This is a genomic window from Mesorhizobium sp. B2-8-9, assembly GCF_006439475.1.
Lineage (GTDB): Bacteria > Pseudomonadota > Alphaproteobacteria > Rhizobiales > Rhizobiaceae > Mesorhizobium.
This window is the reverse complement of the sequence record NZ_VFTQ01000003.1, coordinates 312,883-336,632: the sequence shown is the minus strand read 5'-3', so window position 1 is coordinate 336,632 and position 23,750 is coordinate 312,883. Positions and strand designations below refer to the sequence as shown.

General features: G+C 64.1%; 17 protein-coding genes. 9 read left to right on the top strand and 8 right to left on the bottom strand.

All coding sequences use genetic code 11. The annotated features are described in order from the left end of the window. Positions 1-10: 10 nt before the first annotated feature. The 7 genes from FJ423_RS05940 to FJ423_RS05910 all read right to left on the bottom strand — a co-directional run bounded on the left by FJ423_RS05940 (position 11) and on the right by FJ423_RS05910 (position 9,076). Positions 11-1,486: an aspartate aminotransferase family protein gene (locus FJ423_RS05940; protein WP_140840032.1), complete on the bottom strand. Its 1,476-nt coding sequence runs from the start codon at positions 1,484-1,486 to the stop codon at positions 11-13. A gap of 23 nt (positions 1,487-1,509) precedes the next feature. Then, positions 1,510-2,517 (bottom strand): NAD(P)-dependent oxidoreductase, encoded by a 1,008-nt coding sequence (locus FJ423_RS05935; protein ID WP_140840030.1) that lies wholly within the window; start codon positions 2,515-2,517, stop codon positions 1,510-1,512. 13 nt (positions 2,518-2,530) lie between these two features. Continuing rightward, positions 2,531-2,962 (bottom strand): EamA family transporter, encoded by a 432-nt coding sequence (locus FJ423_RS05930; protein WP_140840028.1) that lies wholly within the window; start codon positions 2,960-2,962, stop codon positions 2,531-2,533. Positions 2,963-3,085: 123 nt separating this feature from the next. Further along, the gene (locus FJ423_RS05925) at positions 3,086-4,438 is read right to left on the bottom strand and encodes an FAD-binding oxidoreductase (RefSeq protein ID WP_140840026.1); all 1,353 of its coding nucleotides are present in this window, start codon (positions 4,436-4,438) and stop codon (positions 3,086-3,088) included. Beyond that, a complete protein-coding gene (locus FJ423_RS05920) occupies positions 4,438-5,871 on the bottom strand; it encodes a UbiA family prenyltransferase (protein WP_140840024.1) in 1,434 nt (477 codons plus the stop codon). The genes FJ423_RS05925 and FJ423_RS05920 overlap by 1 nt, the downstream gene beginning before the upstream one ends. A 260-nt stretch (positions 5,872-6,131) precedes the next feature. Further along, positions 6,132-6,395, bottom strand: a complete 264-nt coding sequence (locus FJ423_RS05915) for a hypothetical protein (protein ID WP_095764911.1) — start codon at positions 6,393-6,395, stop codon at positions 6,132-6,134. A 191-nt stretch (positions 6,396-6,586) separates the two neighbouring features. Continuing rightward, on the bottom strand, positions 6,587-9,076 hold the full coding sequence (locus FJ423_RS05910; protein WP_140840022.1) for a mechanosensitive ion channel family protein: 2,490 nt from the start codon (positions 9,074-9,076) through the stop codon (positions 6,587-6,589). Positions 9,077-9,270: 194 nt separating this feature from the next. On the opposite strand from FJ423_RS05910, the gene FJ423_RS05905 reads away from it, so the two are divergent. From FJ423_RS05905 to FJ423_RS05885, 5 genes are all read left to right on the top strand, one after another. Next, a complete protein-coding gene (locus FJ423_RS05905) occupies positions 9,271-10,530 on the top strand; it encodes a sarcosine oxidase subunit beta (RefSeq protein WP_140840020.1) in 1,260 nt (419 codons plus the stop codon). A gap of 14 nt (positions 10,531-10,544) precedes the next feature. Further along, positions 10,545-10,823: a sarcosine oxidase subunit delta gene (locus tag FJ423_RS05900; RefSeq protein WP_140840018.1), complete on the top strand. Its 279-nt coding sequence runs from the start codon at positions 10,545-10,547 to the stop codon at positions 10,821-10,823. Continuing rightward, positions 10,820-13,813 carry a sarcosine oxidase subunit alpha gene (locus FJ423_RS05895; RefSeq protein WP_140840016.1) on the top strand — a complete coding sequence of 998 codons (2,994 nt, stop codon included), beginning with the start codon at positions 10,820-10,822 and terminating at the stop codon, positions 13,811-13,813. The genes FJ423_RS05900 and FJ423_RS05895 overlap by 4 nt, the downstream gene beginning before the upstream one ends. 7 nt (positions 13,814-13,820) lie before the next feature. Further along, positions 13,821-14,408: a sarcosine oxidase subunit gamma gene (locus FJ423_RS05890; protein ID WP_140840108.1), complete on the top strand. Its 588-nt coding sequence runs from the start codon at positions 13,821-13,823 to the stop codon at positions 14,406-14,408. 225 nt (positions 14,409-14,633) lie between these two features. Next, positions 14,634-16,016 carry an MFS transporter gene (locus FJ423_RS05885; RefSeq protein WP_224545491.1) on the top strand — a complete coding sequence of 461 codons (1,383 nt, stop codon included), beginning with the start codon at positions 14,634-14,636 and terminating at the stop codon, positions 16,014-16,016. A 14-nt stretch (positions 16,017-16,030) separates the two neighbouring features. Here FJ423_RS05885 and FJ423_RS05880 read toward each other — a convergent pair whose 3' ends face one another. Continuing rightward, positions 16,031-16,735: a nitroreductase gene (locus tag FJ423_RS05880; RefSeq protein ID WP_095764905.1), complete on the bottom strand. Its 705-nt coding sequence runs from the start codon at positions 16,733-16,735 to the stop codon at positions 16,031-16,033. Positions 16,736-16,968: 233 nt separating this feature from the next. Here FJ423_RS05880 and FJ423_RS05875 point away from each other — a divergent pair, with 233 nt between their 5' ends. The 4 genes from FJ423_RS05875 to FJ423_RS05860 all read left to right on the top strand — a co-directional run bounded on the left by FJ423_RS05875 (position 16,969) and on the right by FJ423_RS05860 (position 23,734). After that, positions 16,969-17,556 carry an XRE family transcriptional regulator gene (locus FJ423_RS05875; RefSeq protein WP_140840011.1) on the top strand — a complete coding sequence of 196 codons (588 nt, stop codon included), beginning with the start codon at positions 16,969-16,971 and terminating at the stop codon, positions 17,554-17,556. 99 nt (positions 17,557-17,655) lie between these two features. Then, complete coding sequence (locus FJ423_RS05870; RefSeq protein ID WP_140840009.1) at positions 17,656-20,109, top strand: FAD-dependent oxidoreductase; 2,454 nt, start codon at positions 17,656-17,658, stop codon at positions 20,107-20,109. Next, positions 20,109-21,290 carry a pyridoxal phosphate-dependent aminotransferase gene (locus FJ423_RS05865; protein ID WP_140840006.1) on the top strand — a complete coding sequence of 394 codons (1,182 nt, stop codon included), beginning with the start codon at positions 20,109-20,111 and terminating at the stop codon, positions 21,288-21,290. Before FJ423_RS05870 ends, FJ423_RS05865 begins: the two co-directional genes overlap by 1 nt. Next, positions 21,287-23,734 carry an FAD-dependent oxidoreductase gene (locus tag FJ423_RS05860; protein WP_140840004.1) on the top strand — a complete coding sequence of 816 codons (2,448 nt, stop codon included), beginning with the start codon at positions 21,287-21,289 and terminating at the stop codon, positions 23,732-23,734. The genes FJ423_RS05865 and FJ423_RS05860 overlap by 4 nt, the downstream gene beginning before the upstream one ends. Positions 23,735-23,750 lie beyond the last annotated feature (16 nt).

Here is a 23,750-nt window from a genome sequence, read left to right as displayed (position 1 = left end):
TCGGCGGCCTCTATTTACCGACCTGGCTTTTCACGAAGTCCTTCACGATCGCCACGATGCCGCGCGACAACAGGCTGTCGAAGGCGTCGACGAAGCGGTCGACATGCTCGGGTTGGCAGATCAGCGGCGGCTCGAGCCGGATGACGTTGCGGTTGTATTCGGTGAAGGCGACGAGCACGTCATAGTCACGCAACAGCAGCGAGCCGACGAAGCCCGACAGCGAGCCCTTAAGCTTGTCGTCGAGCACGCTCACCACCGGTCTGAGCACCATCGGCAAGGTCTGCGAGAAGTCGTGGAACTCAAGCCCGATCATAAAACCCTTGCCGCGCACGTCCTTGATGATCTTCGGGTATTTTTCCTTCAGCGCCTGCAGCCGCTGCAGAAGGTAGTCGCCCGTCGAGGCGGCGTTGTCGATCAGCCCCTCGTCATAGAGCACATTGATGCCCTCGATCGCGGTGACGCAGGCCTCGCCCATGCCGCCGAAAGTCGCCATGGCGTGAATCATCGCCGTCTTCGGCGTGCCATAGGCCTTCATGTAGACGTCGCGCCTGGCGATCATCGCCCCGACCGCCGCCTTGCCGGCGCCGAGCGATTTCGCCAGCGCCGTCACATCCGGCACCACGCCGTAATGCTCGAAAGCATAGAAGCGGCCCGAGCGGCCATAGCCGCACTGCACTTCGTCGGCGACCCACAGCACGCCATAGCGGTCGCAAAGCGCGCGCAGCTTCTGCCAGTACTCCGTGGGCGCCTGGATGATGCCGCCGCCGCCCTGGATGGTTTCCAGCACGATGACGCCGATCTCCGGATTGCTCTTGAACAGCCGCTCGACCGCGTCGATGTCGGCGAAAGGAACGCGCACGACATTGTCTGCGACCTTGAAATCGGCGCGGTAGAGCTGGCCGTCGGTGATCGCCAGCACGCCCTTGGTCTTGCCGTGGAAGGAATTCTCGGCATAGACGATTTTCGGCCGCTTCGGGCCCGCGGCGCGCTCGGCGAGCTTCACCGCCGCTTCCATGGCCTCAGAACCCGACGAGCCCAGGAACACCATGTCGAGATCGCCGGGCGAGCACTTGGCGATGTTGTGCGCAAGCGCCGCCGCATATTGCGACATGAAGGCGATGGCGATCTCCTGGCGCTTCTCCTCCTGGAATTTCTTCCGGGCTTCCAAAATGCGCGGGTGGTTGTGGCCGAAGGCCAGCGAGCCGAAGCCGCCGAAGAAATCGAGGATCTTGCGGCCGTTCTGGTCGATATAGAACATGCCCTCGGCGTGCTCGATCTTGACCTTGTGAAAGCCGAGCAGCTTCATGAAATGCAGCTGTCCAGGGTTGAGATGAGCCTTGAACAGGTCGGTGATGCGGGCGACGTCCATCGCCTTGGCCTGCTCGACGCTGATCAGATCGGGCTTGGCGATTGCTGTGGGCGAAAGCGCCGGCGCGTCGACCAGCGTGCGTGTTCCGGTATGTTCCGGCTTGGCCATGACGGTCATCTGAAAAATCTCCCCTTCGCGCTCTATTCGGCGGGAACCTGTCTGGTGGCGACGGCGTGGCCGTCCATCTTGGCGCGATATTCGTTGTAGGCGGCGATCAGCATGTCCTCGTCGCGATATTGCGGCACCCAGCCAAGCTGACGCTCGGCCTTGGAAACATCGAGCACGCATTCCTCGTCCGCGATCAGATACTGTTCCGGATCCATGATCGGCATGTTCAACCAGTCGAGCAGGTCGAGCGTGCGCTTGACCGCCCAGCCGGGCGTCGGCAGCAGGATCGACTTGGAGCCGGCATGGCGGATCAGATCGCCGAGCAGTTTTTTGACCGGCGGCGGATTGAGCGAGCCGAGATTGTAAGCCTCGTTCGGCACGCCGGCTTTCCAGGCCGCGCGGGCGGCTTCGGCGCAGTCGAATACCGAGATGAACTGGTAAGGGTTCCTGCCCGAGCCGATCATCGGCACCGGAAAATTCCAGTCGATCAGCTTGAACAGCTTTTCCAGGATGCCGAGACGGCCGGGCCCGATGATCAGGCGCGGCCTGAACAGCGAGATCGACATGCCGCGCTTGCGCCATTCAGTGGCGAGCTCCTCGGTCTTGAGCTTCGACAGCCCGTACTCGCCGAGCGGCGCGACCGGATGGTCCTCGGTCATCGGCAGCACGACCGTGTGGCCGTAGATCATGTCGGTCGTGTAGTGGACCAGCTTCGAAGCGCCGGCCTTGTCCATCGCCTGGATAATATTCTCGGTGCCGTGGAAATTCACCGGGAAGAAGAAATCGTGCCGCTTGGCGCGCACCTGGATCGGCGACAGCATCTTCGCCGACAGGTTGTAGACCATGTCGTCGGTCCTGAGGCCGACCCCCGCGACTGAGACCGGATCGGTGACGTCACAGGTGACGAAACGCATGGAGCGGTAATGCGGCAGGTCGCTCTTGACGATATCGGCGACGACGACGGTCTCGCCATCGGCGGCGAGCTTGGGGGCAAGGTGGCGGCCGACGAAGCCGTCGCCGCCGAAAATCACATGTCTCATCGAACGATCTCGCTTATGCCGATCTTGTCGGATTGATGGATGCTGTCTGGTCCTCATGCCCGCGCCCACCCATTTCCCGGCCACTTTGCGCGATCAGCACCGTGCCGACGCAGATGCAGGCGATGCCGGCGATGCGCCAGCCATTGAGGTCCTCGCGGAAGACGAAATAGGCGAAAATCGCCACGGCGACATAAGCGAGGCTGAGGAACGGATAGGCGAAGCTGAGCTCGACCTTGGACAGTACGTAGAGATGCGATGCCATCGAGATGACGAAGGTGCACAGGCCGAGGAACACCCAGGGGCTGAACACGATCTGCAAGAGCTTGACGAGCGGATTGACGCCCTCGAAGGAGACCGGCCCCATCGACATCATGCCCTGCTTCAGCATCAGCTGCGCTGCGGCATTGGTCATGACCGTGAAGAGAATGAATATTATGTATTTCATTGTTGCCACCCCGCCTCTTGGGCGGTCCTATTACAAACCCACAAAGATTTCGTGAAGCCTCGACGATGCTTTGAGTAAATCATGGTATAACCTTTCATTTACCATGGTTTATCTGACCTTTATCTATTCTGCGGCTTCAAAAACACCTTTCGTTGCATCCAGTCTTTTTGCCGTCCGTATCCAGAAGCTCGACAGAAAAGCAGGGTCGCGAAGCGCCTCCAGCTGCTGCCATTGCGGGAACGACGCGGCGAATGTCTCAGGTCCCATCCGGGCGTCCTTGTAGGGGTTCACCGCGCCGCCCGCCTCGACTGCGATGCGGTCGAGTTCGGCGAGCAGCCGCAACGTCCTTTCGCCCCGGTTGGGGAAATCGAGCGTCAGCGTGTAGCCGGGCCGCGGGAACGACAGCAGCGCCGGCGAGCGGACATCGCCGAAGCGTTTGAGCACTGTGAGGAACGACCCCTCGCCCGCCCGCCGCGCCGCCTCAAGCAGCGCAGGCACGATGCGGCGCGCATTGGCCTCCGGCACCACGCTTTGGTGCTGGAAAAGCCCGCGCGGACCGTAGAGCCGGTTCCAGTCGCGGACCCCGTCGAGCGGAAAGAAGAAGCCTTGATAGCCTGCCTGGTGCGGAGCCTGGGACTTGCCCTTCTTCCAGCGGTAGGCCGCGTTGAAGACGGTGAGGAAGGGCCGATTGAGGACATTGAATGGTAGCTGCACCGGCACGGAGAACCGGCTGCCGGCGCGCGCCGCCGCGTGCGAGCCGTGTTCGGCATGGTTGCCCGTGAACAACAGCCCGCGACCGTGCCCATGTCCGCTGGCAAGCTGATCGATCCAGGCGACGGCATATTCGTTGGTCTGGTCGGCAGCCTCGGCAAGATCGAAGAATTCGCCGAGATCGCGAAACCGCGTCGCCCTTTCCACTATGTCGAGCGAGGGCACCCGCATCAGCTTGATCGATGCCGACAGGATAAGCCCGGTCAGCCCCATGCCGCCGATCGTCGCTCCGAACAATCGGACATTGTCGGTCTGCGAGCAGCGATAGGTCCGGCCGTCGGACCGAAGCAGCGTCAAAGCCTCGACATGGCAGCCGAAGGTGCCGCGCCGATGATGGTTCTTGCCGTGGACGTCGTTGGCGATCGCGCCGCCCAGCGTCACGAACTGGGTACCTGGAACCACGGCCGGAAAGAAGCCGTAGGGCGCGGCATGAGCGATGATATCGCAAAGCAGCGTGCCGGCATCGGCCTCGAGCACGCCGGCCTCGGCATTGAAGGAACGGATGCGGTTGAGCGGCCGCATGTCGACCACCATGCCGGCATCGTTCTGGCAACTGTCGCCATAGGAGCGGCCATTGCCGTATCCAAGCAGCGATCCGGTCTTCGCCTCGCCGCGCTTAAGCAAAGCGATCGCCTCGTCCGCCGGGATCGCCTTGCGCGCCGGCGGCGTCGCCAGTCCGAAGCTGCCGAAGCGCTCGTGCCTCATCACCAGCCTCCGGCGACGAGGAAGACCGCGCCGATGGCGACGACGATCTGGCTGCGCCAGTCGCGGATGATGAAGACGACCGGGTCGTCATGCATCTCGTCGCGACGGGCGAGGATCCAGACGCGCATCGTGAGATAAAGCACGATCGGCGCCAGCGGCCATATCAGCCACGGATGCGGATAGAGCTCGCGCACCGCCGGGCTGTCCATATAGAGTGCCAGTACCAGCGCCGAGGAGAAAGCCGACGCCATGCCGGCCTGGGCGACGATTTCCTGGTCCTCGATACGATAGCCGCGGCCGGCGATGCGCTCGCCGGGCGGGATGGCCGTGGTGCGCAACTCGACGAAGCGCTTCACTAGCGCCAGCGACAGGAAGAAGAAGATCGAGAAGGCAAGCAGCCAGAAGGAGACGTCGACGCCGGTGGCGGCCGCGCCCGCCAGTACGCGGATCGTGTAGAGGCCCGCAAGCGTCAGCACATCGATCAGAAGCATGCGCTTGAACGACAGCGAATAGGCGGTGGTGACGGCCAAATAGCCGGCAAGCACGCCAAGGAATTCGATCGGAAGGAAGAGGCCCGCGGCGATGCCGATCGCAAGCAGCGTAGCGATCGCGCCGAGACCGAATGGGATCGACAATGCGCCGCTGGCGAAAGGCCGGTTGCGCTTGGTCGGATGCTTGCGGTCGAGCGCGAGGTCGAAGAAATCGTTGAGAATATAGATGGCGGACGCCACGGCACTGAAGGAAGCGAATGCCAGCAGGCACTCCCAGATCATGTTCGGGTTGAAATATTCGTGCGACAGCACCATCGGCACGGCGATCAGCGCGTTCTTCAGCCACTGATGCATGCGCAGCATCTTGATGTAGATCCTCAGCGCCGGCCTCGGTGCGGGCATGGCATCGGCTTGATGCGCCGCCTGCCAGCGCCGGGCGCTGCGGTCGGGCGCCACCACGAGCGCGTTGCGCGCTGCATCGAACACTTTGAGGTCGTGCCGGCTGTTGCCGGCATAGTCGAAGCCTGCATCGCCATAGGCGGCGACAAGTGCCGCGCCTTTCCTGCCGGAGGTCATGTCGTGCGGACCGTCGGTCGCCAGCACATGATCGAAAATGCCAAGGTGCGCCGCGATCGCCTCCGCGAATTTGCGCGGCGTTCCCGTCGCCAGCACGATCTTGCGACCCTCCCGATGCTCGGCGCGCAGCCGGTCAAGCAGATCCTGGCGGTAAGGCAGCGAGGCCGGGTCAATGTCGATGCGGCCGGCGATTTCCTGCTTCAGCCGGGCCGGCCCGCCAATCAGCCAGAGTGGCAGGAGAAAGACATAGAGCGGGTTCTTCTTGAGCAGGATGAACAGGCCTTCCCACAGAAGGTCCGTTGCGATCAGCGTACCGTCGAGATCGACCGCAAGCGGAATTGCGTTCCTGTCCGACCTCGCGTCCATTGCCCTGCCCCGATCGAGCGCGGATCCCAAAACTCCGATCACGGAAAGATCACGCGCCAACTCAACCCACGCCGTATGCCGGCGTCCTCGGGTCGGATATAGCGGGTCATGACGCAGCGAACGTTAAAACGTCCGGTTGCAGAGCATTGTCCTACCGGTTTTTCGCCATCGTCGTTAAGTGTCGGCTACCGGAAACGATAAAAGGCCGGACATCGGTCCGGCCTTTGCCAATCCTGCGGCGCCACTCTCTGTGGCGAGAGTTACTTGATGCGGGCCGCGCCGCCCGAGATTTCGACCGTTTCCGAGCCGGTCAGGGCTTCGAGGTCACCATTGGGCAGAGTGACGAAGCAGCCGCTCGAGCAGAACTCCACCGTCTCGCCGGCGGCAAGCGTCAGCTCGCTCTTGGCGCCGCCTTCGGTCACGACCAGGGTCCGCGTCTGAGCGTCCCTGTTGATCGCGCTGGCGGCGAAAGCCGAACCGCCAAGGGCCAGCAAAGCGATGGCGGCAACGACAGACTTCCACATTGCAATTCCGGTGTTCGCACACCGCCTCTGTTCAAATTTGCAAGGCATTCTCGCCCTTTGCATCGAAGCTTATATGAGATGTTACCTGAACCGCAACTGAATGCCGCATTCATGCCACAATCGGTTTCGGCGCCGGATGAGCGCAGCGTGTGGCCATTTGCAGGCCGGCCTCATCCGAATGTCGACACACCTCAGCCGGGGTCCGGCTTGCGGCCCCTGCGCTTCATCTTGGCCAGCCGTTCCCGCTCGGCCGCGGCTTCCGCCTCCAGCCTCTCGCGCTCCGCGAATTCGGCTTCGATCTTGTCGTCGTCGATCGGCCAGGCCTCGTGCTTCTTGGTTTCGACCACGGCGCGCGGCGTCGAGGGTATCTCGATCTGCTCCTGCTCGAAGATATCGAAGATGGCGAAGCGGATATCGTTCTGGACGACGCTGCCGTTCATGATGTCGGCGACGAACACGCGGATCTCGAATTCGAGCGCGGCCGCCCCGAAATTGGCGAAGAGAACGAATGGTTCGGGATTCTTCAGCACCATCGGATGGGCGCGCGCAATATCCATCAGGACGGCATGGACGCGTTTGACGTCGCTGCCATAGGCAACGCCGACCTTGATGTCGATGCGCCCGAGCTTGTTGCGATGCGTCCAGTTGCCGACCGCATTGTTGATGAGGTTCGAGTTGGGCAGGATCACCGCCTGCCGCTGGAAGGTCTCTATCTCGGTGGCACGCACGCTGATCTTCCGCACCGTGCCGCTGACGTCGCCCGCCACGATCCAGTCGCCGACCTTGAACGGCCGCTCGGCAAGCAGGATCAGGCCCGAAACGAAATTCGAGACGACGTTCTGCAGGCCGAAGCCGATACCCAGCGAAAGCGCGCCGGCAACCAGCGCCAGATTGGAAAGATCGATGCCCGCCGCCGAGATACCGACCAGGCCCGCGACCGCCACGCCGGCATAGCCGACGCCGAGCCGGATCGAGTTGCGCACGCCGGCATCGACCTTGCCGCGCGCCATCACCGATCCGTCCAGCCAGCCCTGGAACCAGCGCGTCAGGAAATAGCCGATGACGAATACGACGATGCCGCTGAGGATGCCGAGAAAGGAGATGGTCACCGAGCCGATCGTGACGCCGGTCGCCAGCTTGTAGGCCCAGGCCTCGATATCGCCGGGCTGAAAGCCCCACATCAACAGGATCAGCGGCAGGAACACCACCACGATCATCAGATTGATGGCGATGCTGACCACCAGGCCGAGCTGGTCGAGGGCGGTATCCTCGTAGCTGGAGTTTTCCGAAAGCCATCGCCCGACCGAAGTGTCGGCGAAGCCGCCCTCCTCTCCGATCGCGCGTGCCGACAGGAAGCCGATATAGGCCGTCACCAGCACGGTGCCGGTCACCACGACCTGGAACGAGACGAAAAGCGCCAGGCCGATATAGCCAAGCAGCGCCGCCGCGATGGTGAACAGGCCGAGCCCGATGGCGATGAAACGAAGCCAGGCCGGCCAGGGGCGCCATGAGCCGTCGGCCGCCCTGAACGGCCGCAGCAACCCCATCAGCACGAGGATGACGCCGACGATGATGCTGGCGACAACGCCCCTCGCGATCGTCAGCGAAAGTGGCGAACCCATCTTCTCGTTGACGACCGACAGGAAGTAATTGAACCCGAGTACCAGCGCCATGGCGGTCGTCAGTCCGACGAGCCAGCGCGCGGAACCGGTCGCGACCGGGATCAGGCGCCAATTGGGCAGGCGCGGCTCTAGCGCAGCGTTGGTCAGCCGGTTGACGCAGAACACCATGGCGATCACCGTCAGCAAGGCATTGAGGAACGTGCCGATATCGCCGCGCAGCACATTGTAATAGTTGAAGAAGAACACGGCCGAGGCGAAGAAGACGCCGAGCGCCAGGGACGGCAGCAGCGTCGACCAGAATGCCACCGACAGCCGGCTGAGATAGGAAGGATCTTCCACGGTCGGGTCGGCCTCGAATATTCGGCCGAACAGGCGCCGGCCGCCGATCAAAAGCACCGCCGCCAGCGCCAGCGCCATAAGCGTCGCCGCAAGGATCGCCTGGAACTTGAACCTGACGGCGAAGCTCGCCCAGGACGACACCGCCTTATAGAGGCCCGTGAACTGGTCATGCGCGTCGGAAAAGGCCTGCGGGCTCAGTGCGTCCGTCAGGTCGTAGTGCTTGGTGATGACGCTGCGGAAAAGCTCGCTGCGCATGACGGCGATCTTGTCGACCAAGCCGTTGACGCGGATCGACAGGTTTTGCGCGCTGGCGACGACTGCGTTGATCTGAGCTTTTTCCGTGGCGAGCGCGCTGCGCTCATTGCTCACGATCACCGGCTCCGGGGGTTGCCCCTGCGCTGGCGGCTGGCCGAGAACCTCCGCGCGATTGTTGATGTCGGTGAGGCGCTGCCGGAATGCCAGGGCGCTGTTCAGCGCCGCGCGCGAAATATCCTCGAGCTGCAACCGGATGTCGACGAGCCCCGCATCGTCCTGGTCGGGGTCACTCAGTTTCTTTTCCAGGCCGTCGGTCCTGGCCGTCAGGTCCTGGATGGCCTTGGTCTGGTCGGCGATGAGTTGTGACGAGCCATGGCCGATCGCCTGCGCCGACGCGTCCAGCGCCGGCTGCGCGAAGGCAGCGACGATGACGACCAGAACCAGGCGCAGCAGGCGGAAGAACATGATTTTGTTGGCGACTCGCGGCCGAAAAATTCTCGAAATTTCCGCCCTTGATAAAGACCGGCATATCGGGCGGCAAGCCGTCCCGATCGTGCCGACGATAGTCGGCCTGTCGAAAAGCGATGGCGCAATCTTGGCTTTGCGCTTCCCGCCTGCTCTATAGTCTGCCGCCTCGCACCATAAGGACGATAGGAAGAATGGCGGAATATTCAGCCTTCTCGCTGCTCAAGAACGCGCTGACCGGCAACAAGGATTGGAAGCCCGCCTGGCGTAAGCCGGACCCCAAGGCTTCCTATGACGTGATCGTCATCGGCGGCGGCGGCCATGGTCTTTCGACCGCCTATTATCTCGCCAAGGAACACGGCATCACCAACGTCGCGGTGCTGGAAAAGGGCTGGCTCGGCTCCGGCAATGTCGGCCGCAACACCACGGCGGTGCGCTCCAACTATCTCTTGCCGCAGAACACCCGCTTCTACGAACATTCGATGAAGCTGTGGGAGAATCTCTCGCACGACCTCAACTACAACGTCATGTTCTCGCAGCGCGGCTGCCTGAACCTCGCGCACACGCCAGCCCAGCTCGACGACTATGCCAGGCGCGGCAACGCCATGCGCCATCTCGGCGTCGACGCCGAGCTGATGAGCGTCGACCGGATCAAGCGGCTTGTGCCGGCGCTGGATGTCTCCGGGTCGGCGCGCTTTCCCGTCCTTGGCGGGCTGATGCAGCCGCGCGCCGGCACGGCCCGGCACGACGCGGTCGCCTGGGGCTATGCGCGCGGCGCCGATCGGCGCGGCGTCGATATTATCGAGAATTGCGAGGTCACCGGTTTCCTGCGCGACGGCGACCGCATCACCGGCGTTTCGACGACGCGCGGCGAAATCCGCGCCAAGAAGGTCGCGCTTGCGGTTGCCGGCAGCACCGGCCGCGTCATGCAGCTTGCCGGCATCTCGCACATGCCGATTGAAAGCCACGTGCTGCAGGCCTTCGTCTCGGAATCGCTGAAGCCTGTCGTCGACACCGTTCTCACCTTCGGCATGGGCCATTTCTACATCTCGCAATCCGACAAGGGCGGCCTGGTCTATGGCGGCGACCTCGACGGCTACAACAGCTACGCCCAGCGCGGCAGCCTTCCGATCGTCGACGAGGTGATGAGCGAGATGGTGGCGCTGTTTCCCGGCCTGGCACGCGTGCGCATGCTGCGCTCCTGGGGCGGGCTGTGCGACATGACGATGGACGGCTCGCCGATCATCGCCGCCGGTCCGCTGCCGGGCATGTATCTCAATTGCGGCTGGTGCTATGGCGGCTTCAAGGCGACGCCAGCTTCCGGCTGGTGCTTTGCCTATACCATTGCCAAGGACGAGCCGCACGAATTCAACGCGCCCTTCACGCTCGACCGGTTCTACCGCGGCCTTGTCATCGACGACAAAGGCCAGGGCGCGACGCCCAGATTGCACTAGGGGTTGGATTGAAAATGCTGATCACCTGTCCCTATTGCGGCCCGCGCGACGTCATCGAATTCACTTACCAGGGCGACGGCAACCGCGAGCGGCCGCAGCCCGCCTCGCAGGACCTCGACGCCTGGAACGCCTATGTCTACGACCGGCTCAATCCGGCCGGTGACCACAACGAGATCTGGCAGCATTCCGGCGGTTGCCGCGCGCATCTCAGGGTCGTGCGCAACACGCTCACGCATGAGATACTGAGCACCGCCTTCGCTCGCGGCGGCCACAGGGCGGAGGGCCGCTCGTGAGCCCGCGCCGCACCGAGACCGGCGGCCGGATCGACCGGCTGCGCACCATCCGCTTCACCTTCGACGGTGCGCCCTATACGGGCCATGCCGGGGACACGATGGCCTCGGCGCTGCTCGCCAATGGCGTGACGCTGTTCGGTCGTTCCTTCAAATATCACCGCCCGCGCGGCCTGCTCGCCGCCGGCGTCGAGGAGCCGAACGCGCTGGTGACGGTGCTGCGCGGCGAAGTGCGCGAGCCCAACATCGCCGCCACCATGGTCGAGATCTATGACGGGCTCGTCGCCGTCAGCCAGAACCGTACCCCCTCGCTCGCCTGGGATATCGGCGCCCTCAACCAGCTCGGCGGCAAGCTCCTGTCGGCCGGCTTCTACTACAAGACCTTCATGGGGCCGGTGATCGGCCCGCTGAAGGGCACGCGCTTCTGGATGTTCTGCGAGCATTTCATCCGTCGCGCCGCCGGCCTTGGCAAGGCTGGCACCGCTCCCGATCCGTCTCGCTACGAGCGCATGAACGCCTTTTGCAACGTGCTGGTCGTCGGCTCCGGTCCGGCCGGCCTGATGGCGGCGAAAGCCGCCGCCGACCAGGGCGCCCGCGTCATCCTCGCCGATCTCGAAGCCCATTTTGGCGGCTCCGCCAACTGGTCGGGCGAAACCATCGACGGCATGCCTGCCGCCGAATGGGCCCAGCGCACGGTCGCGCAGCTCGGAGGCAACGACAATGTGCGGCTTTTGCCGCGCACGACGGTGTGGGGCTATTACGACGGCAACACGCTGGCCGCCCTCGAACGGGTGACCGATCATAAGGAAACGCCAGCCAAGGGCGAGCCGCGCCAGCGCTACTGGGCGATCCGCGCCGGCACGGTGGTGCTCGCCACCGGTTCCTTCGAGCGGCCGCTGGTGTTTCCGGGCAACGACCGTCCCGGCGTCATGCTGGCGCATGCGGCGGAACGTTACGTCAACGAATACGGCGTGCTGCCGGGACAGCGCATCGCGCTCTTCACCAACAATGACAGCGCCTACCGCTCGGCCGTTGCGTTAAAGAAGGCCGGCGCGACCATTGTTGCCATCGTCGATGTCCGCGCCGACGTCTCGAACGACATGCGCCGGCTCGCCGGCGAAGCCGAGGCCGAGCTGCTGGACGGCCACGCCGTGGTTGCGACCGAGGGCGGCAAGGCCCTCACCGGTCTCAAGGTGCAGCGCTTCGACGCCACGAGCGGTGCGCTCAGCGGCGATGCCCGCAGCATCCATGCCGACAGCCTTTTGATGTCGGGCGGCTGGTCGCCGACCATTCATCTCGCCAGCCAGGCGGGCGCCAAGGCTGAATGGGACCCGGCCAGGCAGGCCTTCCTGCCGCCCAGGCCGACGCAGCGCTGGATCGGCGCAGGCGCCTTCACCGGCAGCTTCTCCACCGCCGAAGCCATCGCCGAGGGCCGCGCGGCCGGCGTTTCGGCCGCCGGCGGAACGGCGGCTCCCGCAGCCCTGCCGATCGTCGAAGCCGCCCCCGGCGATCCCGATCCAGCGCCGGTCTTCGAGATCAAGGCCAAGGGCAAGAGCTTCGTCGACTTCCAGCACGATGTCACCGCCGAGGACGTGCGGCTGGCGCATCGCGAAGGCTTCGTATCGGTCGAGCACCTGAAGCGCTACACCACGCTCGGCATGGCGACTGACCAGGGCAAGAACTCCAATGTGCCGGGCCTTGCGATCATGGCCGAGGCGCTCGGCAAGCCGATCCCCGAGGTGGGCACGACGCGCTTTCGCCCGCCTTACACGGCGGTTTCGATCGGCTCCCTTGCTGCCGAGCGTTTCGGCGACCTCAAGCCCGAGCGGCTGACGCCGATGCATGACTGGCACATCGCCAACGGCGCGACGATGTATTCGGCCGGCCTCTGGTACCGGCCGATGATCTACGGCCTTCCCGGCGAGACGGTCGAGCAGGCCTATGTCCGCGAAGCGAAGGCCACGCGCGAAAGCGCCGGCATCGTCGATGTCTCGACGCTGGGCAAGATCGCGGTGCAGGGACCGGACGCGGCGGAGTTCCTCGACCGCGTCTACACCAACATGTTTTCTACGCTCGCGGTCGGCAAGGCCCGTTACGGCCTGATGCTGCGCGAGGATGGGCTAGCCTTCGACGACGGCACCACCTGGCGGCTCGGTGAGCAGGAATTCCTGATGACCACCACCACCGCCAATGCCGGCAAGGTGATGCAGCATCTGGAGTATTTCCTCGACGTCATCTGGCCGGAGCTGAAGGTCACCGTCACCTCCGTCACCGATGAATGGGCGGGTGCGGCGATCGGCGGCCCAAACGCGCGCGCCATCCTCGCCTCTTGCGTCACCGGCACCGCCGTCGACAACGCTACGCTACCCTTCATGGGCATCGTCCATGGCCAGATCGCCGGCGTGCCGGTGATGATCTGCCGCCTGTCCTTCTCCGGCGAAATGGCGTTCGAGGTTTATTCCGGCGCCGGCTACGGCACCCATGTCTGGCAGGCCCTGATCGAGGCCGGCAAGCCGTTCGGCCTTGTGACCTACGGGCTCGAGGCGCTGGGCACGATGCGCATCGAGAAGGGCCATGTCACTGGCGCCGAGATCGACGGCCGCACCACGGCGCGCGACCTCCATCTCGACTGGATGCTGTCGAAGAAGAAGCCCTTCATCGGCTCGGCCATGATGGACCGCGAAGGCCTGATCGCGCCTGATCGGCTCGAACTGGTCGGACTGATCGCCCTCGACAACCGGCCGCTCAACGGCGGCGGCCATATCGTCGAGGAACTGGACGAGGACAATCCGCACGACTCTCTCGGTCACATCACCGCCTGCTGCTATTCGCCGGCGCTGGGCAAATACATTGCGCTTGCGCTGGTCAAGGGCGGCAAGGCGCGCCATGGAACGCGCGCCTTCGTCTCGGATCCGTTGCGCAACCGGTTTGGGCCGGTCGAGATCGTCTCCAATCATTTCTACGATCCGGACGGGAGCCGCATGCATGGGTGAGCAGCATTTGCCCGAACGCCAATCGCCGCTCGAGCCTGATTATCATCCGGGTTCGCACGGCAATTTCGAACATGGCGTCGATGTCATTCTGTCCGAGACGCGGCCGGGCTCGATCCTGCAGCTCGCCGCATGGCCGGGTGAAGAGAAGCAGCTGATCGAAATTATCGGCAAGCTCACCGGTCTCGCTCTGCCCGACGGCGCCGGCGGCGGCGTGAGCAGCGGCGCCCGCGCCGCCTTCGGCTTCGCGCCGGGAAAGTTCACCGTGGTCGACGAAGCGGAGGGGCTTGCTCAAACCTTCGCAGGCGCCATCACGCCGGCCGTCGGTACGATGACCGATCTCTCGCATGGCCGCACCGCGATCCGCATCGCCGGCCCGAAGGCTGAATGGGTGATGGCGAAGTTCTTCGCTATCGATTTCGCCTTGCCGGCCTTTCCACTCGGCGCCGGACGTTCGACCAACCATCACGACATCTTCGCCCAGATCCAGCGCAGCGGCCCAGACCAGTTCGACATCTACGTCTTCCGCTCCTTCGCGCGCTCCTTCTGGAAGGCCTTGTGCCACGCCTCGGAGGAAGTCGGTTACGAAGTGCAATAGCCCGCTCGGGCGTTGCTGGCTTAGCATTGGTCAGGCGGCATCTGGCATTATCGACGGCTACAACTGCTGCTTGAGCGCTGGGCCAGCAGGCGCGATAGGTAAGGAATCACGGGCGTTTGCCAGGGCAAACGTCCGCTCAGGCAACTCGTTCGACCATACCCTTCCATGACTGTTGAGACTTCGGCGACGGCCACGACCCGCTTTGCTCCGGCGGAGGGTCCGTCGATGCTGTTGCCGGCAACCGTCGCTTGCGGCGTGTTCATGACCAGTCTCGACCAGAACGTCGTGGTCACCGCGCTGCCCGGCATCGGCGAGAGCCTCGACCGGCCGCCAAGCCAGCTTGGCCTTTTGATCACCGTCTATGTCGCCAGCCTCATCGTCACCATGCCGCTTGGCGGCTGGCTGGCCGACCGTTTTGGGCTGCGCAACGTCTATTGCTTCGCGCTGCTCGTCTTCGCCGGCGCCTCGGCCTTGTGCGGCCTTTCGGAAAACATCTGGATGCTGGTCGGCTCGCGCGCCCTGCAAGGCTGCGGCGGCGCGCTGATGGGCACGCTTGGTCAGGTCGTGATCCTGTCGAGCTTCCCGCGCGACCGCACGCTGAAGATCAACATGTATATTTCGCTCGCCGGCCAATCCGGGCCGCTGGTCGGGCCGCTCGTCGGTGGCGCGCTCACCACTTACGTCTCCTGGCGCTGGATCTTCTACATCAACATCCCGATCGCGCTGACCGCGGCGCTGCTGGCCGCCTCCCTGTTTCCGACGACGACCAAGCCGGTGCGCACGCCGTTCGATTTGCCAGGCTTCCTGCTCGTCGGCTGCGGCATGACGCTGCTGGTCTTCGGCATGGATTCGGTCGCTGCGAAAGATGTGGCCGCAAGCAGCATGGCGCTTGAGCTCGGCCTGGCGATCGTCATCCTGACGGTTGCCGCCTTCTACTGCCTGCGCGCGCGCAATCCGCTGCTCGACCTCAATCTCTTGCGCATCCGCACCTTCCGCATCTCCTTCCTGACGGGCGGCGGCCTCGACACCATCGGGCTGAGCTCGGTGGTCTTCCTCTTGCCGCTGATGTTCCAGCTCGGCTTCGGCATGAGCGCCGTGCAGGCGGGATCGCTGACCTTCGTGGCCGCGATCGGGTCGTTGATCATGCGCTTCTTTATGCCGCGCCTTTTGAACCGTTTCGGCTTCAAGCGCGTGCTGGTCACCAATACGCCGATCGTCGCTTTGCTGGTCGCGGGCTTCGCCTTGATGCAGGAGAGCCTGCCGGCATGGATCGTGCTTGCCTATATTTTCGCCTTCGGCGTCTTCCGCTCGGTGCAATGGGCCTCGACCGGCAATCTCTCCTATTCGGACATCGCGCCGGAGCAGCTCGCGCGCTTCAGCGCGCTCTATTACATCCTGTGGCAGCTGGCGGTGGCGATCAGCGTCGGCCTCGCGGCCGCGCTGCTGTCACTGCTTGCCGGCGGCGGCAAGGCCGGCATCAACGACTACCGCATCCTGTTCGTCATCGAAGGATTGATCACCCTTTGCGCGCTGTCGGCCTATCTGAGGCTGACGCCGCAGGACGGCGCCCATGTCAGCGGCCATAGCGCGCATATGAGCACCGACTGACGCCTCAGCCGACGCTACTTCGCGAACGTCACCCAGTCCTCGAGCGGCGCGCGGTCGGTGCGGAACTCGTTTTCGGGCTTCGAGGTGTCCTCGTAGCCGAGCGCCATGCCGCAGACGACGATCTCCTCGTCGGGAATATCGAGCACCGGCCTGATCTGACGGTGATAGGGCGCAAAGGCCGCCTGCGGGCAGGTATGCAGTCCCCTGCCCCGTGCCGCGACCATGATGTTCTGCAGGAACATGCCGTAGTCGATCCACGACCCTTGGTTCAGCCTCCGGTCGATCGTGAAGATCATGCCGACGGGAGCATCGAAGAAGATGAAATTGCGGTCGTGCTGGGCGCGCATCCTGTCGACCTCGCGGCGGCCGATGCCCAGCACGCCATAGAGCCCGAAGCCGTTGGCGCGGCGGCGGGTGAGATAGGGTTCGAAGAACTGGTCGGGATAGTAGCGGTACTCGTCCCACTCAGCCTTTTCTGCGCGGATGCCGGAATTGAGGATGGCGTCGCTGATGCGCTGCTTGACCTCGCCCTTGGTCACATAGACGCGCCAGGGCTGCATGTTGGTGCCCGAAGGCGCGCGGGCGGCGACCGCCAGGATCGCGCGGATCGTGTCGTCATCGACCATATCGGGCAGAAACGCGCGCACCGACCGGCGCGACAGGATCGCGTCGTCGACGATCGCCGCGTCCATGGCGATTCGGCTATTCTTCTCCAGCATGGGCCGTCCCTTCGCGCATGGCCGGAACTGCAACCGGTTCCATGGCGACCATCCGCAGACACTAAAACTGTATTGGTCCCCGACCGGACGTCCCCACTCGCCGTTCGTGATCGTGGCTTTGCCTCAACCTCAAAAATCGCGCAAGTAAATCTTGCGGGTTATGAAAATCCCCTTGATTTTTTCATGACTTTACCGCTTCATGAAATTTATCCGGATTTTTTCACGAGATACGCTTGAGCTCGACTACAGCCCGATCGGAGCAGGATAATGGCGACCGGCTGCTGGCCGGCGACATCCGTGCGCTTCGCAAGGCGCGCGGCCTCACCCTGGCCGAGATCGCCCTCAAGCTCGGCCGGTCGGTCGGCTGGGTCAGCCAGGTCGAGCGCGGCCTCTCGGTTCCCTCGCTCGGTGACTTGCGGGCATTCGCCAGCCTCTTCGATGTTCCGATCAGCCTGTTCTTCAGCCATGATGTGCCTGTCGAGCAGGAACGCGGCGTGGTCGTGCGCGCCGGCAGCCGCCGTTCGCTTGGCACAAGTGAATCCGGCCTGGTGGAGGAGCTTCTGTCGCCCGATCTCGGCGGTAGCTTCGAGATGCTTCGCTCGGTCTTCGCGCCAGGCGCAGAGCTGAAGACGGAAGCGCGCCGTCCGACGGAAGAAGCGGGCTATGTCGTGTCGGGCACGTTCGAGATCGAGATCGACGGCGTCTGGCATCGTCTCGGCGAAGGCGATTCGTTCCGCTTCGAGGGCAAGCCGTTCCGCTGGCGCAATCCCGGCGCCGAGCCGGCAGTTGTCATCTGGGTGGTTTCGCCGCCTGTTTATTGATCAATGCATGTCGCCCAAAAATGCGAAGCGGTTTTGGGATAACGACATGCATCAAAAACAAAAATCGAAGCGCGAAGCGCTGAGACTCTGGAGGAAGAAATGGCCGGTTTGCCGACCACGGCACGCGTGGTGATCATCGGAGGCGGCGTCGTCGGCACCTCCTCGCTCTATCACCTCTGCAAGGCGGGCTGGACCGATTGCGTGCTTCTGGAAAAAAACGAGCTGACCTCAGGCTCGACCTGGCATGCCGCCGGCAACGTGCCGACCTTCTCCTCGTCCTGGTCGCTAATGAACATGCAGCGCTACTCGACCGAGCTTTACCGGGGTCTGGCCGAAGCGGTCGATTATCCGATGAACTACCATGTAACCGGCTCGCTCCGGCTCGCCCATACCAAGGAGCGCATGCAGGAATTCCAGCGCGCCAAGGGCATGGGCCGCTACCAGGGAATGGATATCGACGTCGTCGGCCTCGACGAGATCAAGCGCCGCTACCCCTTCATCGAGACGCATGAGTTGAAGGGCGCGCTCTATGACCCGAGCGACGGCGACATCGACCCGGCTCAGCTGACCCAGGCGCTGGCCAAAGGCGCGCGTGACATGGGCGCCAAGATCATCCGCTTCTGCCCGGTCACCGGCGTGCGCCGCGAGAACGGCGAATGGGTGATCGCCACCCCGCAAGGCGAGATCCGCTGCGAGATCGTCATCAATGCGGCCGGCTACCGCGCCGCCGAAGTCGGCAAGATGTTTGGGCGCGACGTGCCGATGATGGTGATGAGTCATCAGTACATATTGTTCGAGGAAATCCCCGAGCTTGCCGCGTGGACGAAGGAACAGGGCCGCAAGCTGCCGCTGCTGCGCGACGTCGACACGTCCTATTACTTGCGCCAGGAAAAGAGCGGCATGAATCTCGGCCCCTATGAGCGCAATTGCCGCGCGCATTGGGCGACCCACAACGATCCGATGCCGGAGGATTTCTCCTTCCAGCTCTTCCCCGACGATCTCGACCGCCTCGAGCATTACCTGGCCGACGCCGTCGCCCGCGTGCCGATCCTCGGCACCGCCGGCCTCTCCAAGGTGATCAACGGCCCGATTCCTTACGCGCCGGACGGCAATCCGCTGATCGGGCCGATGCCCGGCGTGCCGAACGCCTTCGAGGCCTGCGTCTTCACCTTCGGCATCGCGCAAGGCGGCGGCGCCGGCAAGGTGCTGGCCGAATGGGTCACCGAAGGCCAGACCGAATGGGATATGTGGTCCTGCGATCCGCGCCGTTTCACCAGCTTCGCCTCGGCGCCCGACTATTGCGTCGCCAAGGGTATGGAGATCTACGGCAACGAATACGCCATCCAGTTCCCGCGCCATGCCTGGCCGGAGGGGCGCAACCGTAAGCTGTCGCCGCTGCATGATCGCATCAAGGCGCTGGGCGGCCAGTTCGACGCCTATAATGGCTGGGAGCGCGCGACTTGGTACGCACAACCCGGCGATGATACTTCCGAAGAGTCTACCCTCACCTTCCGCCGCGACGGCCCCTGGCGGCAGCGCGTGCGCGAGGAATGCCTTGCCGTGCGCGACGCCGCCGGTATCCTCGACCTGCCCGGCTTCTCGCGCTTCAATCTCGAAGGCCCTGGCGCGGCCGATTGGCTGGCGCTGCAGGTCACCGGCCTGGTGCCGAAACCGGGCCGCATCGGCCTGGTCTATTTCGCCGATGACAAGGGCCGCATCGTCACCGAGATGTCGGTGGTGCGTCATGGCGAAGACCAGATGACGCTGATCACTGCGGCTGTCGCGCAGTGGCATGATTTCGAATGGCTGAAGTCGCGCATGCCCGCCGACGCGGCCTTCACGCTGACGGACCGGACGGAGGAATACTCAACGCAAATCCTTGCCGGCCCGAACTCGCGCAAGATCCTTGCCGAAGTCTGCGACGCCGACCTGACGCTGCCCTGGCTGACGCATCAGGAAACAACCATTGCCGGGCGCTGGGCGAAGCTGGTGCGCGTCTCCTTCGCCGGCGAGCTCGGCTGGGAGATCCACACCAAGGTCGCTGACACGGCGACCGTCTTCGACGCCGTCTGGGCCGCCGGCCGGAAGCACGGGCTGAAACCCTTCGGCATGTATGCGCTGGATTCGCTGCGGCTGGAAAAAGGCTACCGCACCTGGAAGGGCGACCTCTCGACCGACTATTCGATCCTGCAGGGCGGCCTGAAGCGCTTCGTCAAATGGGACAAGCCAGACTTCCGCGGCAAGGCGGCTCTCCTCAACGAGAAGCAGCAGGGCGTGAAGAAGCGCTTCGTCACTTTGGTTGTCGAGAACCCCGGCGACTGCGACGCACCCTATATGTCGACGCTCTGGCATGAGGGCACGATCGTCGGCGAGACGACGTCGGGCGGCTGGGGCCACCGCGTCGGCAAGTCGATCGCGCTCGGCATGCTGCGCACGGATCTCACGGAGCCGGGCACGGCGGTCGAGGTCGAGATTTTTGGCGATCGCTTCAAAGCCATCGTCCAGAACGACGAGCCGCTGTGGGATCCGAAGAATGAGAGGTTGAGAGCCTGATGCCGAAGCCATCAGAACGCATTACCGGTATCGTGCCTTCCGGCAAGGACGGCTGGGAGGTCCATTTCGCCGCCTGGAATCGCAAGCAGGCCGGCGAAGACATCATTGTGCTCTCGGTCGGCGACCATGATTTCGACACGCCGTCGGAAACCATCGAAGCCTGCGTGACTGCCGTGCGCGGCAGCAACCATCACTACACGCCGCTGCCCGGCCTGCCGCGCCTGCGCAAGGCGATGGCCGCCGCCGCGACCGTTTGCGCCGGCATCCTCACGGAACCCGACGAGGTCATCGCCACGCCTGGCGGCCAGGCAGCGCTTTACGCCGCCGTGCAGGGCGTGCTCGACCCGGGCGACCACGCCATTGTAGTAGCGCCTTACTACGCCACCTACCCCAACACCTTCAGCGCCGCGGGCGCCAGCTTCACGGTGGTCGAGACACCGGCCGAAGATGGATTTCAACCTCGCGCAGACATGATCCGCGCCGCGCTCAAGCCCAACACCCGCGCCATCCTGATCAACACGCCGAACAACCCGACCGGTGCCGTCTATTCGCGCGAACGGCTCGAACGGCTGGCCGAAATCTGCAAGGAGCACGATCTCTGGCTGCTGTCGGACGAGGTCTACTGGACGCTCGGCGGCGGCGAGCACATCTCGCCGCGCTCGCTGCCCGGTATGGCCGAGCGCACCCTGGTCATCAACTCCATGTCGAAGAGCCACGGCATGACCGGCTGGCGCATGGGCTGGCTGACCGGGCCGAAAGCGATGATCGCGCTGATGACCGACCTCAATCTGGTCACGACCTACGGCCTGCCAGCCTTCATCTCCATCGCTTGCGCCGAGGCGCTTGAAAACCACTATGGCGTGAAGGATATCGCCGAGCGTTACGCCGCGCGGCGCGCGATCTTCCTCGATGCCATACGCGGAGCCAACGAAGTCACCGTGCGCGGCTCCGAAGGCGGCATGTACATCATGCTCGATGTCTCCGCGGTCGAACCCGACGACGAGAAATTCGCCTGGGCGCTGCTCGACGAGGAAAAGGTCGGCGTGATGCCCGGATCGAGCTTCGGCGAAGCCGCCGCCGGCCACATCCGCATCAGCCTCTGCCAGCCCGAACCCGTCCTCAAGGAAGCAGCGCTTCGCGTTCGCCGTTTCGCTTCCAACTATCGCCGCGAGGCCGCATGACCAAGACCATCCCGGCCAAAGCCCGCGCGGTAATCATCGGCGGCGGCGTCTCCGGCTGCTCGGTCGCCTATCATCTGGCCAAGCTCGGCTGGACCGACATCGTGCTCTTGGAGCGAAAGCAGCTCACCTCAGGCACCACCTGGCATGCGGCCGGGCTGATCGGCCAGTTGCGCGGCTCCCAGAACATGACGCGACTGGCGAAATATTCGGCCGATCTCTACGTCAAGCTTGAAGCCGAGACCGATGTCGGCACCGGCATGCGCCAGGTCGGCTCGATCACCGTCGCGCTGACGGAGGAGCGCAAGCACGAGATCTACCGGCAGGCGTCGCTCGCCCGCGCTTTCGATGTCGACGTGCGCGAGATTTCGCCGCGCGAGGTCAAGGAGATGTACCCGCATCTCAACGTCTCGGATGTGGTTGGCGCCGTGCATCTGCCGCTCGACGGCCAGTGCGATCCCGCCAACATCGCCATGGCGCTGGCCAAGGGCGCGCGCCAGCGGGGTGCGACGATCATCGAGAATGTGAAGGTCACCAAGGTTCACACGATGAACGGTCGCGTCTCCGGCGTCTCCTGGACACAGGGCGAGGAGCAAGGCACGATCGAGACAGACATCGTCGTCAACTGCGCCGGCATGTGGGCGCGCGAGTTGGGTCGGCAGAACGGCGTTACCATCCCGCTGCATGCCTGCGAGCATTTCTATCTCGTCACCGAGCCGATCCCCGGCCTCTCCCGCTTGCCGGTGCTGCGCGTGCCGGACGAGTGCGCCTATTACAAGGAGGATGCCGGCAAGATGATGCTCGGCGCCTTCGAGCCGGTGGCGAAACCCTGGGGCATGGACGGCATCCGCGAGGATTTCTGCTTCGACCAGTTGCCCGAGGACATGGACCATTTCGAGCCCATCCTCGAAATGGGCGTCAACCGCATGCCGATGCTGGGCACCGCCGGCATCCATACCTTCTTCAACGGCCCGGAGAGTTTCACGCCGGACGACCGCTATTATCTCGGCGAAGCGCCCGAGCTTTCCGGCTACTGGATGGCGACCGGCTATAACTCGATCGGTATCGTCTCCTCCGGCGGCGCCGGCATGGCACTGGCGCAATGGATCAATGACGGCGAGGCGCCGTTCGACCTGTGGGAAGTCGACATCCGCCGCGCCCAGCCCTTCCAGAAGAACCGCCGCTACCTCAAGGAGCGCGTCTCCGAAACGCTCGGTCTGCTCTATGCCGACCATTTCCCCTATCGCCAGATGGCGACCTCGCGCGGAGTGCGCCGCTCGCCTTTGCACGAGCATTTGAAGGCGCGCGGCGCCGTCTTCGGTGAGGTGGCGGGCTGGGAGCGCGCCAACTGGTTCGCGCGCGAAGGCCAGGAGCGCGAATACCGCTATTCCTGGAAGCGGCAGAACTGGTTCGACAACCAGCGCGACGAGCATCTCGCGGTGCGCAACGGCGTCGGCCTGTTCGACATGACCTCCTTCGGCAAGATCCGCGTCGAAGGCCGCGATGCCTGCGCCTTCCTGCAGCGGCTCTGCGCCAACGACATGGAGGTCGCGCCGGGCAAGATCGTCTACACGCAGATGCTCAACGCCAGGGGCGGCATCGAGAGCGACCTCACCGTGACCCGGCTTTCGGAGACGGCCTATTTCCTGGTCGTGCCAGGCGCCACTTTGCAGCGCGACCTCGCCTGGTTGCGCAAGCACATCGCCGACGAGTTCGTCGTCATCACCGACGTCACCGCGGCCGAAGCCGCGATCTGTGTCATGGGTCCGGAAGCGCGAAAACTGGTCCAGAAGGTCAGCCCGAACGATTTTTCCAACGAGACCAATCCGTTCGGCACCTTTCAGGAGATCGAGATCGGGATGGGTCTCGCCCGCGCCCACCGCGTCACCTATGTCGGCGAGCTCGGCTGGGAACTCTATGTATCGACCGAGCAAGCGGGCCATGTTTTCGAGGTGATCGCCGAAGCCGGCGCCGATGTCGGCCTGAAGCTTTGCGGCCTGCATACGCTCGATTCCTGCCGCATCGAGAAGGCCTTCCGCCATTTCGGTCACGACATCACCGACGAGGACAATGTGCTGGAGGCGGGCCTGGGCTTTGCGGTGAAGACGAGCAAATCCGGCTTCATCGGCCGCGACGCTGTGCTCAGGAAGAAGGAAGCCGGCCTGTCACGCCGGCTGGTACAGTTCCGCTTGAAGGACCCGCAGCCGCTGCTCTTCCACAATGAGGCTATCCTGCGCGACGGCCGGATTGTCGGCCCGATCACATCAGGCAATTACGGCCACCATCTCGGCGGCGCGATCGGGCTTGGCTATGTGCCCTGCCAAGGCGAGAGCGAGGCGGATGTGCTGGGCTCATCCTACGAGGTGGAAATCGCCGGCGAGCGTTTCGCCGCGGAAGCCTCGCTGAAGCCGATGTACGACCCGAAGGCGGAACGGGTGAGGATGTAGCGCGGTCTGCTCTTCT

Bases quoted from the DNA above. Each gene is read 5' to 3' on its own strand.
- FJ423_RS05870 (WP_140840009.1), top strand. From the start codon at position 17,656: ATGGCCGGTTTGCCGACCACGGCACGCGTGGTGATCATCGGAGGCGGC.
- FJ423_RS05940 (WP_140840032.1), bottom strand. From the start codon at position 1,486: ATGACCGTCATGGCCAAGCCGGAACATACCGGAACACGCACGCTGGTC.
- FJ423_RS05880 (WP_095764905.1), bottom strand. From the start codon at position 16,735: ATGCTGGAGAAGAATAGCCGAATCGCCATGGACGCGGCGATCGTCGAC.
- FJ423_RS05930 (WP_140840028.1), bottom strand. From the start codon at position 2,962: ATGAAATACATAATATTCATTCTCTTCACGGTCATGACCAATGCCGCA.
- FJ423_RS05905 (WP_140840020.1), top strand. From the start codon at position 9,271: ATGGCGGAATATTCAGCCTTCTCGCTGCTCAAGAACGCGCTGACCGGC.
- FJ423_RS05935 (WP_140840030.1), bottom strand. From the start codon at position 2,517: ATGAGACATGTGATTTTCGGCGGCGACGGCTTCGTCGGCCGCCACCTT.
- FJ423_RS05925 (WP_140840026.1), bottom strand. From the start codon at position 4,438: ATGAGGCACGAGCGCTTCGGCAGCTTCGGACTGGCGACGCCGCCGGCG.
- FJ423_RS05885 (WP_224545491.1), top strand. From the start codon at position 14,634: ATGCTGTTGCCGGCAACCGTCGCTTGCGGCGTGTTCATGACCAGTCTC.
- FJ423_RS05915 (WP_095764911.1), bottom strand. From the start codon at position 6,395: ATGTGGAAGTCTGTCGTTGCCGCCATCGCTTTGCTGGCCCTTGGCGGT.
- FJ423_RS05865 (WP_140840006.1), top strand. From the start codon at position 20,109: ATGCCGAAGCCATCAGAACGCATTACCGGTATCGTGCCTTCCGGCAAG.
- FJ423_RS05900 (WP_140840018.1), top strand. From the start codon at position 10,545: ATGCTGATCACCTGTCCCTATTGCGGCCCGCGCGACGTCATCGAATTC.
- FJ423_RS05860 (WP_140840004.1), top strand. From the start codon at position 21,287: ATGACCAAGACCATCCCGGCCAAAGCCCGCGCGGTAATCATCGGCGGC.
- FJ423_RS05920 (WP_140840024.1), bottom strand. From the start codon at position 5,871: ATGGACGCGAGGTCGGACAGGAACGCAATTCCGCTTGCGGTCGATCTC.
- FJ423_RS05910 (WP_140840022.1), bottom strand. From the start codon at position 9,076: ATGTTCTTCCGCCTGCTGCGCCTGGTTCTGGTCGTCATCGTCGCTGCC.